Source organism: Kocuria sp. NPDC057446, from assembly GCF_042802875.1.
Classification (GTDB): domain Bacteria; phylum Actinomycetota; class Actinomycetes; order Actinomycetales; family Micrococcaceae; genus Kocuria.
On the sequence record NZ_JBHVDI010000082.1, the window covers coordinates 1 to 16,085 of the forward strand.

A 16,085-nucleotide genomic window follows, 5' to 3' on the forward strand; every position below is an offset into this window, starting at 1 on the left:
GCCGGAGGGACTCCGGCGGCGCCGACCGCGCGAGGTGGACCGGGGCTCAGCCGCCGAGCAGCACCGCGCGGACCAGGTCGAAGAACATGCCGAGGATGGCCGTGAAGTTGGGGTTGAAGAACGCGTCGAACTCGCCGATCAGTCGGATCATGACAGTTCCTTCCGGGGGATGGCAGGGGTGCCCGGGCCGGGCGGGGGCCGGCCCGGATCCCAATCTAGCCCGGTCATTCCCTTCTGCACATGGTCTTTCGGCCAGCTCGCACCGGGCCGGTCCCGGGAAGGGCTGGGCCAGGGATCGGTCAGGGGTCGCGGGTGCCGGACGAGGCTCGGCGAGCGCCCTCGTCCGCCGGGCCCCCGTCCGCGCCGGGGGTGAGCCCCCCGCCCACCCGGGCCTCGTGGGCCGCGGCCTCCGCGCCGCTGATCGCCTCGCCGCGGGCCACCATGCCGGCGGTGTCCGACAGGGGGATCTGCTTGAGGAACACCGCCAGGAGGAAGGCCAGCAGCATGAAGGGGATGAGGTACCAGAACACCGGGGCGAGGGAGTCGGCGTAGGCGGTGACGACGCCCTCGCGCACGGGGTCGGGCAGCTGCGCCAGGGTCTGCGGGTCGAGGGTCGCGGTCGCCTCCCCGGCCTGGGCGGGCGAGGCGCCGGCGCCGGTGAAGACGGCGGTGAGCCGCTCGGCGAGGTTGTTGGTGAAGATCGCCCCGAAGATCGCCACGCCGAGGGCCGCACCGACCTCGCGGAAGTAGTTGTTGGTGCTCGTGGCCGTGCCCACCTGGGACGGGTCCACGGCGTTCTGCACCACGAGCACGATGACCTGCATGATCAGGCCGAGGCCGGCGCCGAACCCGAGGAGGTAGACGCAGATCAGCCAGATCGGGGTGTCGGCCGCGAGCGTGGTCATGGCGAGCATGGCCGCGGCGGTGACGAGCGTCCCGGCCGGCGGATAGCCCTTGTACCGGCCCGTGCGGGAGATCCGCAGACCGGACCAGATCGACGTGCCCATCAGCCCGACCATCATGGGGACCATGAGCAGCCCGGACTCCGCCGCGGAGGTCCCGGAGGACATCTGCAGGAACGTGGGCACGAACGCGATGGCGGCGAACATCCCGAGCCCCAGCGTGAGACCGATGGCGGTGGCGTTGACGAACACCGGGTTGCGGAACAGGCCCAGGGGGATGATCGGGTCCTCGGCCCGGGTCTCGTTCCACACGAACAGCGCCGTGGCCACGACCATGCCGCCGGCCCAGGCCCAGGTGCCCGCCGCGCCCCAGCCGTGCTCGGCGCTGCCGCCGAACTCCGTGAAGAGGATGAGGCAGGTGGTCGCCGCGGACAGCAGCAGGACGCCGGCGACGTCGATCCGGCGGGTGGCGCGCTTGTGCGGGAGCGTGAGGGTGAACCACGCGACGGCGAGGGCGGCGATGCCGATGGGGACGTTGATGTAGAAGGCCCACTGCCAGGTGAGGTGGTCCACGAAGTAGCCGCCGAGCAGCGGCCCCGCCACGGCCGAGAGCCCGAAGATGCCGCCCAGGGGCCCCATGTACTTGCCGCGCTCGGAGGCCGGGACGATGTCCGCGATGATCGCCTGGGACAGGATCATCAGTCCTCCGCCGCCGAGGCCCTGCATCGCCCGGAAGGTCACGAACTGCCAGAACCCGGTGGCCACGGCGCAGCCCACCGAGGCCAGCGTGAACAGCGCGATGGCGATCAGGAACAGGTTGCGCCGGCCGAGGACGTCGCCGAACTTGCCGTAGACGGGCATCACGACGGTCGTGGCCAGGAGATAGGCCGTGGTGATCCAGGCCTGGTGCTCCACGCCGCCCAGTTCGCCGACGATGGTCGGCATGGCGGTGGAGACGATGGTCTGGTCGAGGCTGGCGAGCATCATCCCGGCGATGAGGGCGGAGAAGATGATCCAGATGCGCTTCTGGGTCAGCACCAGCAGCGGGGCGTCCTGCGCGGCCGCGGGCGGGGTGGTGGTCATGGGCTTCCTTCGGTGTCCGAGGACGGGGCGGCGGTGCCCGGCCCGGCGTGCGGGGGAGGGTTCGGGGTCGCCTCCGGAGTGGTCCCCGGGTCGGTGGCGGCGGGGCGGAGCAGCACCCCCGCGAGGTGGACGTTGCGCGCCAGCCGCTCCGCGAACTCCGCCAGGGGCGGGGAACCGTCCGGATCGGCGCCGGCCGGCCGGCTCTCGAGGAGCTCGTGCACGGTGTGCCCCGCGAGGTGGGCGACGACGGCGGCGGCCACGCCGGGAAACGGATCCCCGTCCGCGCAGCCCTGCCGGTGGGCGATGAGCTGCGTCAGGTCGGCCAGCCGGCGGTCCATGGTCTCGGTGAGCCGTTGGAGCAGCGCCGGTTCGCGGCGCAGCACGTCCAGCAGCAGCGTCCGGTCCTGGGGGCCCTCCATCACGGCGAAGGAGCGCACGACCAGCTCCTGCAGGGCCGTCAGCAGCGGGGGCCCGTCCGGCGCCGAGCCGCCGGCCACGAACTCCGCGCCGAAGGCCTCGAGCGGGTCCCGGGCCGGGGTGCCCAGCACGGCGTCGTCCTTGGAGGCGAAGTAGTTGAAGAAGCTCCGGCGGGAGATCCCGACGTCCGCGCAGAGCTCCTCCACGGTGAAGCCGGCGAGTCCGCGCTCGGCGGTCAGCCGGCGGGCACCGGCGACGAGGGCGCCCCGGGTCCGCCGCATGCGCTGTTCGCGCGGGCCGTCCGTCATCGGAGAGTCCTGGGATCGACGTGATATTGCACTGAAGTCAGTATAGTGCAATTTCGCCGGGACGCCGCCCGAGCAGCCTCCGGGCACCCGCCCGTACGCTGGACCCCGTCGGCGCACGACCGGAGGAGACCCGCCATGACACCAGCCACGACACCCGCCGATCAGCCGCCACCGGACACCCGCCCGCGGCTGATCGGGCTGCACGGGCGCAAGCAGTCGGGCAAGGACACCTGCGGGGACCGCCTGGTGAGCAGGCACGGCTACGCCCGGGTGGCCTTCGCGGATCCGCTGCGGCTCTTCCTCACCGAGCTGGACCCCCTCGTCGGCGTCCGGGACGGCAGGCCCCTGCGGCTGGCCACGGTGCTGGCGGAGGCCGGCGGGGACTGGGGCCTGCTCAAGGACGAGGCACGCGATCCCGTCCACCGTGAGATCCGGACCCTGCTGCAGAAGGTCGGCAACGAGGCGGGCAAGGCGGTCTTCGGGGAGACGGTGTGGGCGGACCGCGGACTGGAGACGGCCCGGCGGCTGGGCGGGCCGGTGGTGTTCACGGACGTGCGCTTCGACGTCGAGGCCCAGGCCATCACCGCCGCCGGGGGGCGGGTGGTGCACGTGGTCCGTCCCGGGGCGACCGCCGCCGAGGACCCGCACCCCTCCGAGGCCGGCGTCGACCCGCGCTGGATCACCGCCGTGCTCGTCAACGACGGGACCGTCGAGCAGCTCTGGGCGAAGGTCGACGCCCTGGTGCTCAGCCGGCCGGACGCCCCGGGGTGATGCCCACGAGCTCGGCGCTGCGCCGCCACAGGGCGTCCCCGAGCGCGTCGTCGGCCGCGCGGGACGGGGCACGGGCCGGCTTCTTCTTCTCGTAGTAGCCCCCGGAGCGCCAGTCGCTGCCGGCGCTGCTCCCGGCCAGCCACACCAGGGTCTCCGCGCCCTGCTCCGGAGTGATCATCAGCCGCCGCCCCAGGCGCGTGCGGTAGAGCAGACCCAGGGCGGTGGTGCTGCCGGAGGCGAAGTTCGTCGCCACACCGCCGGGATGGAAGGCCGCGGCCGCGAGGCCCTGCGCCCCGTACCGACGGTCGAGACCGCGCGTGAACAGGATGTTGGCGAGCTTCGTGTCCGCGTAGGCCCGCTGGGGGGACCAGCGCCGGTCGTCGACGAGGGTCTCCGGCGAGAGCCGCCCGACGTGGGACGCGATGCTGGAGGTGGTGAGCACCGCGGCGCCCTCCGCCAGGAGCCCGTCGAGCAGCAGGTGCGTGAGCAGGAAGGGCGCCAGGTGGTTGACCTGCCAGGTGCGCTCGTGCCCGTCGGGCGTGAGCTCCCGGCGGTCGAAGATCCCCCCGGCGTTGTTGACCAGGACGTCGATCCGCGGGACGGCCTCCTGCAGGTCGTGGGCGAGCCGGCGCACGTCGTCGAGCCGGGCGAAGTCCGCGCTGAAGTGCAGGACCCCGAGCGGGCCGGCCACGGCCGCGGTCTTGCGCTCCGAGCGGCCGACGACGACGACGTCGTGGCCGCCCTCCGCCAGCGCCCGTGCCGCGGCCGCGCCGATGCCGTCGCTCGCCCCGGTGATCACCACCGTGCGCCGGCCACCTCGGCGCTCGCCGTGCCGCTCGGCCCCCGGCTCGGGGGACCGGTCGTCGTGCTGGTCGTCGTGCTGGTCGTCGTGCTGGTCGTCGTGCTGGTCGTCGTGCTGGTCGTCGTGCTGGTCGTCGTGCTGGTCCATGGTGTCCTCCTCGGTGGTGCCGGAATCCCGGCCAGCATAGCCACGCCGCCCGGGCCCACCACCGGGCCCACCATCGGACGCCCCACCGACCCCGCCGGACCCTCCGCCGGGTTCCTCCCGTCGGCCGCCCGACGGAACGAGCACGGAATAAGCACGGGGGCGGACTCGTTGCGGCACGCATGACGGACAAACCCCGGACCACCGCCGGACCCGTGCCCGGCACCATCGAGCTCCACGACCTCGGCACCGTCCACCGCCTGGGCTTCGGCGCCATGCGCATCGTCGGCGAGGGCGTCTGGGGCGAGCCCGCCGACCGGGCCAACGCCCTGCGCGTGGTGCGCCGCGCCGTCGAGCTCGGCGTGGACTTCATCGACACCGCCGACGCCTACGGCCCCGACGTCAGCGAGCAGATCATCGCCGAGGCCCTCCACCCCTATCCCGAAGGCCTGCGCATCGCCACCAAGGTCGGCTTCGCCCGCACCGGGCCCCGGAAGTGGATCCCGCTGGGCCGGCCCGAGTACCTCCGCCAGCAGACGGAGCTGAGCCTGCGCAAGCTCCGCGTCGAGACCCTCGACCTGCTCCAGCTCCACCGCGTGGACCCGGCCGTCCCGGCCGAGGAGCAGTTCGGCGTCCTGCGCGAGCTCCAGCAGGAGGGCAAGGTCAGGGCCCTGGGCCTGTCGGAGGTCACGGTCGAGCAGCTCGAGACCGCCGGACGGCACTTCACGGTCGCCACGGTCCAGAACCGCTACAACCTCACCGACCGCACCTCCCAGGACGTCCTGGACCACGCCACGGCCCACGGCATCGGCTTCATCCCCTGGGCGCCGATCGCCGCGGGGGAGCTGGCCCGCCCGGGCGGACCCGTCGACCGGGCCGCCCAGCGGCTCGGCGCCACCACCGCCCAGGTCGCCCTGGCCTGGCTGCTCCGGCACTCCCCGGCGCTCATGCCCATCCCCGGCACCGCCTCCCTCGAGCACCTGGAGGAGAACATGGGCGCCGCCGCCCTCCAGCTCGACGACGCCAGCTACGCGGAACTCACCGCCGCCGGCTGATCCGCCCCGCCCGGCGACCCGGACACATCCCACCCGGACGGACACCACACGCAGAGGAGCTGACCATCATGGCCCGTGTTCTGATGATCGTCTCGGCCGCCGACTCCCTCACCATGCGGGACGGCACCGAGCACCCCACCGGGTTCTGGGCGGAGGAGCTCGTCGTCGCCCACCGGGCGCTGCGCCGCGCCGGCCACACCGTCGACCTCGCCACCCCCGGCGGGCGCCGGCCCACCGTGGACGGGAGCAGCCTCGCCCCGGACGCGACCGGGGGCCCGGAGCGGGCCGACGAGTTCCGCGCCTACCTGCAGGAGATCGACGCGGAGCTCTCCGCCCCCGGGGTCCTGGCCGACGTCGACGCACACGACTACGACGCCGTGGTCCTGCCCGGCGGCCACGGCCCCATGGCCGACCTCGTCCACGACCCCTCGCTCGGCCGGATCCTCGCCACCGCGGACCGCACCGGGCGGCTCATCGCCCCGTTCTGCCACGGCCCCGCCGGCCTGCTCAGCGCCCAGGACGACGGGACCTTCCTGTTCGCGGGCCGAAGGCTGACCGCCTTCACCAACCAGGAGGAGCTCACCGGCGGCACCGGGGACAACACGCCCTGGTTCCTCGAGACCGTGCTGCGGGAGAAGGGAGCCGTCGTCGAGACCGGACCCGCCTGGGCCAGCCACGTCGTCCGCGACGCCAATCTGATCAGCGGCCAGAACCCCGGCTCGAGCCAGGCCGTCGCCGACGTCCTCCTGGAGGCGCTGGCCGACTGACCGGGACCGCACGGCGGACGGTGCGGTCCCCTGCCCGTGCCGGGGGCCGCCGGGTATGATCAGCACACTGATCGAGTGAGGAGACCCATGTTCACCCCCGACGTCGCCGACGGCATCCATCGCCTCACCCACGCCCACGTCAACTGCTACCTGCTCGAGGACGAGGACGGCGTCACCCTCGTGGACGCCGGTCTGCCGAGCATGTGGCCCATGCTGCTGGCCGCGCTCGAGGAGCGCGGGCGGCGCCCCGACGAGGTCCGGGCGCTGGTGCTCACGCACGCCCACTTCGACCACGTGGGCTTCGCCCGCCGCGCGCAGCAGGAGTGGCGGCTGCCCGTGCACGGACACCCGGACGACGCGCGGCTGGCCGCCCACCCGTACCGGTACCGGCCCGAGCGCAACCGCTTCCTGTACCCGTTCACGCACCCGCGGTCCCTGCCGCTGCTCGGGCGCATGGCGGCCGCCGGGGCCCTCGCGGTCAAGGGGATCCGGGATCTCCACCCGCTCGTGGCCGGTGCGGTCCTGCCGGTCCCGGGCCGTCCCGTGGTGGTGCACACCCCGGGCCACACGGACGGGCACTGCGTCCTCGACGTGCCCGGTCGGGGGACCGTGCTCAGCGGGGACGCCCTGGTGACGCTGGACCCCTACACCGGCCGGCGGGGTCCGCAGATCGTGGCCGCGGCCGCGACGAAGGACACCGCCGTGGCCCTCGACTCCCTGGACGCGGTGGCCGCGACCGGGACGCGCACCGTGCTGCCCGGCCACGGCGAGCGCTGGACGCAGGGCGCCGAGGCCGCGGCGCGCCACGCCCGCGCGGTGGGCGCCCACTGAGGAGCGCCGGCCGGACACGGTCGACGGGCGCGGGACCGGTCCCCGGGAGCATCCTCCCGGCCCCTGCCGCGCGGCCCGGGGCCGACCGGAGACCAGAAGCGTGCTGATGACAGGCCCCGGGGTGAGGGCTATCGTGGGCGGCGACCGACGACCCCGCACTCCCCGGAGGACCTCTCGTGAAGCAACTGACCGTCTCCGCCCCCGGCGGCCTGGACCGGCTCGAGCTCGTGGACGCGCCCGACCCCGGTGCGCCGGGGCCCGGGGAGATCCGCGTCCGCGTGCTCGCGAGCTCCCTGAACTACCACGACTACCTCGTGGTCTCCGGCGGGACGCGGACCGAGGACGGGCGCATCCCGATGGCCGACGGCGCCGGCGTGGTCGAGGCCGTGGGGGAGGGCGTGGGGGAGTTCGCGGCGGGCGACGCCGTGGTCTCCTGCTTCTTCCCCCTGTGGCAGGACGGACCGCCCGTGGACGGCGACTTCCGGCGGGTCCCCGGCGACGGCCTCGACGGCTACGGCCGCGAGGCGGTGGTCCGTCCCGCCACCTGGTTCACGCACGCGCCCGCCGGGTGGTCGCACGCCGAGGCCGCGACCATCACCACCGCCGGCGTGACCGCATGGCGCTCACTGGTGGTGGAGGGCGGTCTCCGGGCGGGGGACGTGGTCCTGGCCCTGGGGACCGGCGGCGTCTCGGTCTACGCCGTGCAGCTCGCCCGCGCCATGGGCGCCACCGTCGTGGTCACGTCCTCGTCGGACGAGAAGCTCGACCGCGTCCGGCAGCTCGGCGCGCACCACGTCATCAACTACCGCGAGACCCCCGAGTGGGGACGCGCCGTCCGGGAGCTCACGGGTGGGCGCGGCGCGGACCACGTGATCGAGGTCGGCGGGCCGGGCACGCTGGCGCAGTCCCTCCGGGCCGTCCGGGTCGGCGGCCACGTCTCCCTGATCGGCGTGCTCACCGGAACGGCCGGGGACGTCCCCACGGCCCTGCTCATGGCGCGCCAGGTGCGGCTCCAGGGACTGCTGGTGGGCAGCCGCCGGGACCAGGCCGACCTCGTGCGCGCCCTCGAGGCGACCGGGCTGCACCCGGTGATCGACCGGCGCCACCGGTTGGCCGACGCCGCGGACGCCTTCCGGGAGATGGAGTCGGCCCGCCACTTCGGCAAGATCGTGCTCGAGCACTGAGCCGGGCGCCCGGGATGCGCCCCGGTGCCCGGCACCGGGGCGCACGGCTCACCAGCCGGTGACCCACACCTGCCCGGTCGCCGGGGACCAGTTCACCTTGTACCCGTTGGAGAAGCGCTGGTAGACGGTGGTCCCGGAGCGGATCTCGTCGGTGACCGGGTAGCCGTAGCCGCGCTCGAAGCCGGCCGCCTTCCAGGCACGGCCGATGGCGCCGGTCTCGTTCACCGCCCGTGCGCCGTGGGCGCGCGTCCACAGCACCTTGGTCAGCACCCCGTCCCGGGAGAAGACCTGGTAGGAGGAGCCGTCGGCGAGCCGGCGCTCCTCCGTGGTCGGGAAGCCGTAGCCGTTCTCCCGTCCCGCGGCCACGAACTTCTGCCCGATGACCGTGGCGTTCTCGACCCGGTGGGCCCCCGTGGCGGGGCTCCAGTACAGGGTGGACTTGCGTCCGTTCAGCGAGAACTCCTGATAGACGCCGCCGGCGCGCAGCCCGCCGACCTCGGCCGTCACGGGCTGGCCGACGACCGGGGCGCCGCCCAGGGCGTGGTACTTCGCGCCGATGGCGCCGCCCACGCCGAAGCCCGCCGGGGGCTGGACCGGCGTCGGAGTCTCGGTGAGGGAGACCGGCGCCCCGTTCACCCGCGTCGAGGCGTCCGCGGGCGCGCCGCCGTTGGCGTACCCGTAGAGGTTGACGGTGGAGAGCACCTGCCAGGGCTGGCCCGTGTTCTCCAGCCGGCCGTCCGCGTAGGTGAGGCCGATGCCGATCACCTCGTGCCGGGGGTCCTTCAGCGCCTTGTCGTGGGCGGCCGAGGACTTCCACCACTTCACCAGCGCGCGCACGTCCCGGTGATGCTCCAGGGCGATGACCTCGTTGGCGCTCGTCCACGGTCCGGTCCGCGGGTCGGTCAGGAAGGCGGTGCTGTGGGAGAACTTCTCCTCGACCACCTGCCGGTCCGACTCCTTCTGCACCACCTGGGACAGGGTGGCCGAGTACTTGAGCGGTCTGAGGCCGAGGGACTCGCGGTAGCGGTTGATCTCGTCGAGGATGATCTGGGCGTCGGCCTGCCGGGTGGCCGCGTCCACCGCGACGATGTCCTGGGCGGCGGCCTGGGCCGCCGGGGCGGCCAGCAAGGAGGTGCCGGCCAGAGTGCTGACGCCGATGCCGGCGGAGAGGGCCAGAGCGGCCATGCGGCCGTGACGGCGCGCGGGAGCGCAGCGATGTTTCGCCATGGGTGCTTCTGCTTCCTGGTCTGTCTGCACGCACGGAAAATTGGGGGTTCCGCGCGGCGGGGGGCTATCGTCGTCCGGCCGGACGACGAGACAGATTGGGCTGGGGAAGGCGCCCAGGGAAATGCTAGGGAATTCCTATTGCACATAGGAAGTGTGTGAAATTGTTTCGTCTATCACGGAACAATAACGGCGACATCACGGAATGAACCGGAAGGCCCGCCGTCCCCTGGTTATGGTGGGCGGTTCCCACGTGCTCGAGAAGTCCGCCGCGGGGCGGTCCACGGAGCTGCCGGGGGCTGCCGGGCCGGGGCGCGACCGTTCGCTCCGCCGCGGGTTGCCTCCCGGCGCCCGCGCGGCGAACGGTGCGGGACGGGTGACGATAGGCTGGGAGCGCACCCCCGGAGAGGAGCCCGATGACCGTCCACGCCACCCGCACCACCGGGATCCGGGGCCCGTCCCGGGTGCTCCTGGTGCTCGCCGCCGTCGTGGGCGCGACCGGGTGCGGCCCCGACCTCGACACCCCCGAGGGCACCGTGCAGGCGTTCGTCGACGCGATGGCCGCGCGCGACTGGGACGGCGCGTGCTCGCTGCTGTCCCACGACCTCGTGCACCGGAGCACGGAGGGCAGGTCGCAGTACTGCGACGTCCTCCTCGAGCGCCGGCACCCCGACACCTCCTCCTACGAGGACCTCGCCGTCCGGGGCGAGGCCGCCGCGACCGCGGACGGGCACCGGGTCGAGGTCGCCCCCGAGGTGGCCCCGGGGCGGACGGAGGAGGTCCTCGTGGTCGAGGAGTCCGGGCGCCTCGTGCTGCTGGACTACCCCGGCAGCGACACCGCCGCCCGCTGAGCCCCACCCTCCCACCAGGAATCCCAGGAAGGACCGCCATGACCGATCCGCAGACCGTTCCCGCCGCGGCGGCCACGGCGTCGTCGCCCGAGGGCGAGACCGTCGAGATCTGCCGCAACCTCATCCGCATCGACACCTCCAACTACGGCAGCGGTGACGCCAAGGGGGAGCGGCGGGCCGCGGAGTACGTCGCCGGGCTCATCGAGGAGGTCGGCGTCGCCACGACCGTGCTCGAGTCCGCGCCCGGCCGGGCCAACGTCTTCGCGCGGATCGAGGGCACGGATTCCTCCGCCGACGCCCTGCTCGTGCACGGCCACCTCGACGTGGTGCCCGCGATCGCGGCCGACTGGTCCGTGGACCCGTTCGGGGGCGAGATCCGGGACGGCATGATCTGGGGCCGCGGCGCCGTGGACATGAAGGACATGGACGCGATGATGATCTCGGTGCTGCGCCACATGGTCCGCACCGGCCAGCGGCCGCGGCGGGACATCGTCTTCGGGTTCTTCGCGGACGAGGAGGCCGGCATGGTCTACGGCTCCCACTGGATCGCCGAGCACCACCGCGCTCTCTTCGACGGCGTGACCGACGCCATCAGCGAGGTCGGCGGCTACTCGGCCACCATCGGCGGCCGGCGCGCCTACCTGCTGCAGACGGCGGAGAAGGGACTCATGTGGCTGCGCCTCAACGCGCAGGGCACGGCGGGGCACGGCTCCCAGATCAACGACGACAACCCGGTCACCCGGCTCTCGAGGGCGCTCGCCAACATCGGCGAGCACCAGTGGCCCATCGAGCTCACCAAGACGACCCGTGCCTTCCTCGACTCGGTCACCGAGCTGACGGGCGTGGAGTTCGACCCCCAGAACCCCCAGCGGCTGCTGGCCGAGCTCGGCTCCGTGGCCCGGTTCGTGGGCGCGACCCTGCAGACCACCGCGAACCCCACGATGCTCGAGGCCGGCTACAAGGTTAACGTCATCCCCGGTTCCGCCCAGGCGGGGCTGGACGTGCGCTACCTGCCGGGCCAGCGGGAGATCGTGCTCGCGAAGCTCGCGGAGCTCGCGGGGGACGGGGTGTCCTTCGAGTTCGAGTCGGACGACATCGCCCTCGAGGTGCCGTTCTCCGGCACCGTGGTCGACGCCATGGTCGACGCGCTGCACGCCGAGGACCCCGAGGCCGTCGTGCTGCCGTACATGCTCTCCGGCGGGACGGACAACAAGTCCCTGGACCCGCTCGGGATCACCGGCTACGGATTCGTGCCGCTGCGCCTGCCCGACGAGCTGGACTTCCCGGCCATGTTCCACGGGGTGGACGAGCGTGTGCCCACGGACTCCCTGGAGTTCGGCTCCCGCGTGCTGCACCGGCTGCTGACCCGGTACTGATCCGGGACCGGGCCGCTCCGGAACTCTGCGCTCAGCCCTGTGGGCCCACACCGCCGCACGGCCACCGGGGCGCCCACGACCCCCGACGACCCGAGAGGAACGAGATGCCCCACGCCACCGGGACGGACCCCGCGCCCGAGACGCGCGAGGACCGCGCGGCCGCGGACCTGGTGCCCGAGACCCTGCTCCCCGACGACCTGCTGGCGACGTTCCGCGAGCGCGCCGCCGGCTACGACCGGGACAACCGGTTCTTCGACGAGGACTTCGCGGACCTGGTGCGCATCGGCTATCCGCTGATGCTGGTGCCCCGCGACCGGGGCGGACTCGGGTTCACGCTGCGGCAGGCCGTCGCCGCGCAGCGGCGCCTCGCCGCGGCCGCCCCGGCCACCGCACTGGGGATCAACATGCACCACGTCCTGGTCGGTGTGGCGCACACCCTGCGACTGCGCGGGGACGCCCGGGCCGACCGGATCTTCGAGCCGGCCGCGGCGGGGGAAATCTTCGCCTTCGGCATCTCCGAGGCCGGCAACGACTCCGTGCTCTTCGACTCCGACACCACCGCGGTGCCTGCCGAGGACGGCTACCGGGTCACGGGCACCAAGATCTTCACCTCGCTCTCGCCGGTGTGGACCCGGTTGATCGTGCACGCCCGCGACGACACCGAGGAGGGCACCCCGCTGGTGTTCGGCCTCCTCGACCGGGCCGCGGAGGGCATCGAGGTCCTCGACGACTGGGACACCATGGGCATGCGGGCCTCGCAGTCCCGCACCACGGTGCTGCGCTCCGTGCCGATGCCTGCGGCGCAGGTGCTCACGCGCACCCCGGTGGGGCCGAACCCGGACCCGCTGGTCTGGGGGATCTTCGGGTGCTTCGAGCTGCTCCTGGCCGCCGTCTACACCGGGATCGCGGACCGTGCCGTGGAGCTGGCCGTGGAGATCGCCGTCGCCCGGCGCTCCCGCGGCGGGGGAGTCCCCCGGGCCGAGCACCCCGACGTCCGCTGGCGGATCGCCGAGGCCGCGCTCCTGCGCGACGGCGTGGAGCTGCAGCTGGAGCGGCTCGCCGCCGACGTGGACGCCCTCGGCACCGGCGCCGCCCCGGACCACGGTCCCCGCTGGTTCCTGCTGTTCTCCGGGGTCAAGCACCGGGCCACCGAGGCGGCCCGCGAGGTGGTGGACCTCGCGGTGCGCACCGCCGGCGGCGCCCAGTACTCGCGGGGCCGGGAGCTGGAGCGGCTGTACCGGGACGTGCTGGCGGGGATCTACCACCCGTCCGACAGCGAGTCCGTGCACGCGGCCGTGGCCACGTCGCTGCTGGGCCCGGTCGGGGACTGAGCCCGGCCTCAGGCGGTGCGCTCCACGCGCATCACCCGGCGGCGCAGCCAGTACTTCCGGGTGCCGCCGTAGAGCAGCACGGACCGGGTCAGCTCCCACTTGCCGTACTCGGCGTGCTCGCTGAGCCGGGCCCTCGCGTCGCCGACCGACTCGTGGGGGGCCACGGTCAGCAGAAGGTACTCGTAGCGCTGGTCGACGTCCCTGGTGAGGGTCGCCGAGCTGGTCCGGACTTGTTCTCTCATCGGTCCCCATTCTGCACGGAATAGCGCTAACGTCTACTCCATGAGCAATGATCCTCGTGCCGCGCTGCAGGCCCTCGTGAGCGCCTTCGAAGAACACCTCGTCGCCGCGTCCAACCGGCGCAGCGACGACGATCCCGCGGTCGACGGCGCCTACATCGCCATCGCCGACGCCTTCGACGCCTACGAGGAGGCGCTCTACGACGCCTACGACGAGGTCACCCCGCTGACCGTGTTCGCGGAGGAGGACGACTCCGACGACGACGGCTCGGACGACGACGACGAGGACGACGAGGACGACGAGGACGACGAGGACGACGACGACGAGGAGCTTCTCGAGGACAACGAGATGCTCGACGAGGACCTGGTCGACGAGGAGGACTACGAGGACCTCGACGACACGGACGGGGCCCGCTCGGCGCGCTGAGGACCGCCCCCCCACCACCAGGAACGGCTCGCGCACCGCGGGCCGTTCCTGCCGCGTCCGGGCCTGTCCCGCTCTCGACGGCGCGGGCGGTGCCGTAGGGTGGCCGGGTGAATTGGATCGAAACCATCATTCTCGGCCTCGTCCAGGGTCTGACCGAGTTCCTCCCGGTCTCCTCGTCCGCGCACCTGCGGATCGTGGGCGAGCTCCTGCCCAACAGCGCCGACCCGGGGGCCGCGTTCACGGCCATCACCCAGCTGGGCACCGAGACGGCCGTGATCATCTACTTCTGGCGGGACATCGTCCGGATCCTCAAGCAGTGGACCCTGTCCCTGGTGGGCCGGGTGGAGCGCTCGGACCCCGACGCCCGGATGGGATGGCTGATCATCCTCGGCTCCCTGCCCATCGGCGTGCTCGGGCTGCTGCTGGAGGACTACATCGACACCGAGTTCCGCTCCCTGTGGATCACGGCCACGATGCTGGTGGTCTTCGGCGTCATCCTGGCCGTGGCCGACCGGGTGGGCCGGCAGGCCCGGCACCTGGACGACCTCACGGTCAAGCACGGCGTGCTCTTCGGGCTGGCCCAGGCGCTGGCCCTGATCCCGGGGGTCTCCCGGTCCGGCGGCACGATCACGGCGGGCCTGCTCATGGGCTACACGCGCGAGGCCGCGGCCCGCTACGCGTTCCTGCTGGCCATCCCGGCGGTCTTCGCCTCCGGACTGTACAAGCTGGCGCAGACCGTGGGGCAGCCGCAGGCGGGGCCCTACGGCATGGTGGAGACGTTCGTGGCCACGGGCATCGCGTTCGTGGTGGCGTACGTGATCATCGGCTGGTTCATGCACTACATCTCCAACCGCAGCTACACGATCTTCGTGTGGTACCGCATCGCGCTGGGCCTGGTCATCTTCGTGCTCCTGGGCCTGGGGGTCATCAGCGCCTGAGCCGTGCGTCACCTCCGGGCCGGCCGGCGCCGGCCGGTCCGGTAGGTTGGGTGAGGCCCCGCGGCCGTCGTCCGATCCCCGAACCACCCGAGGTGAGCATGAAAGCCTGGTCCGCCCGACCCGTCCCCGACCTCCCCGGCGAGGCGGCCCTGCCCGTCGTGCAGGACACCCGGCTGCGGCGACGGGTGGAGCTGCCCCGGCAGGAGCGGGCGAGCCTCTACGTGTGCGGGATCACCCCGTACGACGCCACCCACATGGGGCACGCCGCCACGTACGTGGCCTTCGACCTCCTGCACCGCGCCTGGCTCGACGCGGGGACGCCGGTGGACTACGTGCAGAACGTCACCGACGTGGACGACCCCCTGCTGGAGCGGGCCGAGGCCACGGGCGTGGACTGGCGTGAGCTCGCCGCCGAGCAGACCGAGCTGTTCCGCACCGACATGAGCGCGCTCAACGTCCTGCCGCCCCAGCACTACGTGGGCGCGACCGAGGCCGTCGACCGGATCGTGCCCGCCGTCGAGAGCCTCGTGGCGCGCGACCTCGCCTACCGGGTGGCGGGCCGGGACGGCGAGCCGGACGGGGACGTCTACTTCGACGTGGAGGCCGCCGGCGCTCTGCCCGCCGCCGACGACGACGCGTGGGTGCTCGGCGACGTCTCCCACCTGACGCCCGAGCAGATGCTGCCGCTGTTCGCCGAGCGCGGCGGGGACCCCGAGCGCCCGGGCAAGCGGCACCGGCTGGATCCGCTGCTGTGGCGCGCGGAGCGCCCGGGAGAGCCGGCCTGGGACGGCGCGTCGCTGGGCCCGGGGCGCCCGGGCTGGCACATCGAGTGCTCGCTCATCGCCCTCGAGCACCTGCCCGCGCCGTTCACCGTGCAGGGCGGCGGCTCGGACCTCGTGTTCCCGCACCACGAGATGGGCGCCGGGCACTGCTGGGCGCTGACCGGCAGACCCATGGCCCGGCACTTCCTGCACACCGGGATGGTCGGGCTCGACGGGGAGAAGATGTCCAAGTCCAAGGGCAACCTCGTGCTCGTGTCCGCGCTGCGGGCCCGGGGGGTGGACCCCGCCGTGATCCGCACCGCGATCCTGGCCCACCGCTACACCGACGACTGGTACTGGACCGACCTCGTGCTGGCCGGCGCCGTCGCCCGCGTGGACGCGTGGCGCCGCGCCCTGGCCGTGGCCCCGGAGGGCAGCGCGGCCCCGCTGCTGCAGGCGGTGCGCACCGCCCTGTCCGACGACCTCGACGCGCCCGCGGCACTGGCGGCCCTGGACGCGTGGGCCGCCGACGCCCTGACCGCCGGCACCGCCGGGTCCTCCGGGGCGGACGCCCGGCTGGTCCGGGACCTGGTGGACGCCCGGCTCGGCATGGAGCTCTGAGCCGTTCCGCGCATCGGGTCCCGCAGGACGCCGGAGGGGCGGCACCCGTCAGC

General features: G+C 73.4%; 16 protein-coding genes. 11 read left to right on the forward strand and 5 right to left on the reverse strand.

Annotated elements, in window-relative coordinates; translation table 11 throughout:
* Positions 1-299: 299 nt before the first annotated feature.
* Together ACFU0Y_RS11150 and ACFU0Y_RS11155 are read right to left on the reverse strand one after the other, a co-directional pair.
* Positions 300-1,985, reverse strand: coding sequence for an MDR family MFS transporter (locus ACFU0Y_RS11150; RefSeq protein WP_380214570.1), 1,686 nt, complete (start codon positions 1,983-1,985; stop codon positions 300-302).
* Entirely contained in the window at positions 1,982-2,710 is a 729-nt protein-coding gene (locus ACFU0Y_RS11155; protein WP_380214571.1) for a TetR/AcrR family transcriptional regulator, read from the reverse strand. The genes ACFU0Y_RS11150 and ACFU0Y_RS11155 overlap by 4 nt, the downstream gene beginning before the upstream one ends.
* 135 nt (positions 2,711-2,845) lie before the next feature.
* On the opposite strand from ACFU0Y_RS11155, the gene ACFU0Y_RS11160 reads away from it, so the two are divergent.
* Positions 2,846-3,481, forward strand: a complete 636-nt coding sequence (locus tag ACFU0Y_RS11160) for a hypothetical protein (protein WP_380214572.1) — start codon at positions 2,846-2,848, stop codon at positions 3,479-3,481.
* Here ACFU0Y_RS11160 and ACFU0Y_RS11165 read toward each other — a convergent pair.
* Positions 3,456-4,430: an SDR family NAD(P)-dependent oxidoreductase gene (locus ACFU0Y_RS11165; protein WP_380214573.1), complete on the reverse strand. Its 975-nt coding sequence runs from the start codon at positions 4,428-4,430 to the stop codon at positions 3,456-3,458. The two genes, ACFU0Y_RS11160 and ACFU0Y_RS11165, sit on opposite strands and share 26 nt — an antisense overlap.
* 179 nt (positions 4,431-4,609) lie before the next feature.
* Here ACFU0Y_RS11165 and ACFU0Y_RS11170 point away from each other — a divergent pair, with 179 nt between their 5' ends.
* The 4 genes from ACFU0Y_RS11170 to ACFU0Y_RS11185 all read left to right on the forward strand — a co-directional run bounded on the left by ACFU0Y_RS11170 (position 4,610) and on the right by ACFU0Y_RS11185 (position 8,264).
* On the forward strand, positions 4,610-5,482 hold the full coding sequence (locus ACFU0Y_RS11170; protein WP_380214574.1) for an aldo/keto reductase: 873 nt from the start codon (positions 4,610-4,612) through the stop codon (positions 5,480-5,482).
* A gap of 68 nt (positions 5,483-5,550) precedes the next feature.
* Positions 5,551-6,249 carry a type 1 glutamine amidotransferase domain-containing protein gene (locus ACFU0Y_RS11175; protein WP_380214575.1) on the forward strand — a complete coding sequence of 233 codons (699 nt, stop codon included), beginning with the start codon at positions 5,551-5,553 and terminating at the stop codon, positions 6,247-6,249.
* 87 nt (positions 6,250-6,336) lie between these two features.
* Positions 6,337-7,080: an MBL fold metallo-hydrolase gene (locus tag ACFU0Y_RS11180; protein ID WP_380214576.1), complete on the forward strand. Its 744-nt coding sequence runs from the start codon at positions 6,337-6,339 to the stop codon at positions 7,078-7,080.
* Positions 7,081-7,256: 176 nt separating this feature from the next.
* Complete coding sequence (locus tag ACFU0Y_RS11185; RefSeq protein ID WP_380214577.1) at positions 7,257-8,264, forward strand: NAD(P)-dependent alcohol dehydrogenase; 1,008 nt, start codon at positions 7,257-7,259, stop codon at positions 8,262-8,264.
* 48 nt (positions 8,265-8,312) lie between these two features.
* On the opposite strand, the gene ACFU0Y_RS11190 is transcribed toward ACFU0Y_RS11185, so the two are convergent.
* The gene (locus ACFU0Y_RS11190) at positions 8,313-9,449 is read right to left on the reverse strand and encodes a CAP domain-containing protein (protein WP_380214578.1); all 1,137 of its coding nucleotides are present in this window, start codon (positions 9,447-9,449) and stop codon (positions 8,313-8,315) included.
* A 455-nt stretch (positions 9,450-9,904) separates the two neighbouring features.
* Between ACFU0Y_RS11190 and ACFU0Y_RS11195 the strand changes: the two genes are divergently transcribed.
* From ACFU0Y_RS11195 to ACFU0Y_RS11205, 3 genes are all read left to right on the forward strand, one after another.
* Positions 9,905-10,339 carry a hypothetical protein gene (locus tag ACFU0Y_RS11195; protein ID WP_380214579.1) on the forward strand — a complete coding sequence of 145 codons (435 nt, stop codon included), beginning with the start codon at positions 9,905-9,907 and terminating at the stop codon, positions 10,337-10,339.
* A gap of 38 nt (positions 10,340-10,377) precedes the next feature.
* Complete coding sequence (locus tag ACFU0Y_RS11200) at positions 10,378-11,715, forward strand: M20/M25/M40 family metallo-hydrolase (RefSeq protein WP_380214580.1); 1,338 nt, start codon at positions 10,378-10,380, stop codon at positions 11,713-11,715.
* 104 nt (positions 11,716-11,819) lie between these two features.
* Positions 11,820-13,046 carry an acyl-CoA dehydrogenase family protein gene (locus ACFU0Y_RS11205; protein ID WP_380214581.1) on the forward strand — a complete coding sequence of 409 codons (1,227 nt, stop codon included), beginning with the start codon at positions 11,820-11,822 and terminating at the stop codon, positions 13,044-13,046.
* A gap of 8 nt (positions 13,047-13,054) precedes the next feature.
* On the opposite strand, the gene ACFU0Y_RS11210 is transcribed toward ACFU0Y_RS11205, so the two are convergent.
* On the reverse strand, positions 13,055-13,288 hold the full coding sequence (locus tag ACFU0Y_RS11210; RefSeq protein WP_380214582.1) for a DUF5703 family protein: 234 nt from the start codon (positions 13,286-13,288) through the stop codon (positions 13,055-13,057).
* A 40-nt stretch (positions 13,289-13,328) separates the two neighbouring features.
* Here ACFU0Y_RS11210 and ACFU0Y_RS11215 point away from each other — a divergent pair, with 40 nt between their 5' ends.
* The 3 genes from ACFU0Y_RS11215 to mshC all read left to right on the forward strand — a co-directional run bounded on the left by ACFU0Y_RS11215 (position 13,329) and on the right by mshC (position 16,032).
* A complete protein-coding gene (locus ACFU0Y_RS11215; protein WP_380214583.1) occupies positions 13,329-13,712 on the forward strand; it encodes a primosomal protein in 384 nt (127 codons plus the stop codon).
* Positions 13,713-13,819: 107 nt separating this feature from the next.
* A complete protein-coding gene (locus ACFU0Y_RS11220; RefSeq protein ID WP_380214584.1) occupies positions 13,820-14,650 on the forward strand; it encodes an undecaprenyl-diphosphate phosphatase in 831 nt (276 codons plus the stop codon).
* Positions 14,651-14,748: 98 nt separating this feature from the next.
* Positions 14,749-16,032: a cysteine--1-D-myo-inosityl 2-amino-2-deoxy-alpha-D-glucopyranoside ligase gene (mshC, locus tag ACFU0Y_RS11225; protein ID WP_380214585.1), complete on the forward strand. Its 1,284-nt coding sequence runs from the start codon at positions 14,749-14,751 to the stop codon at positions 16,030-16,032.
* The last annotated feature ends 53 nt before the right edge of the window (positions 16,033-16,085 follow it).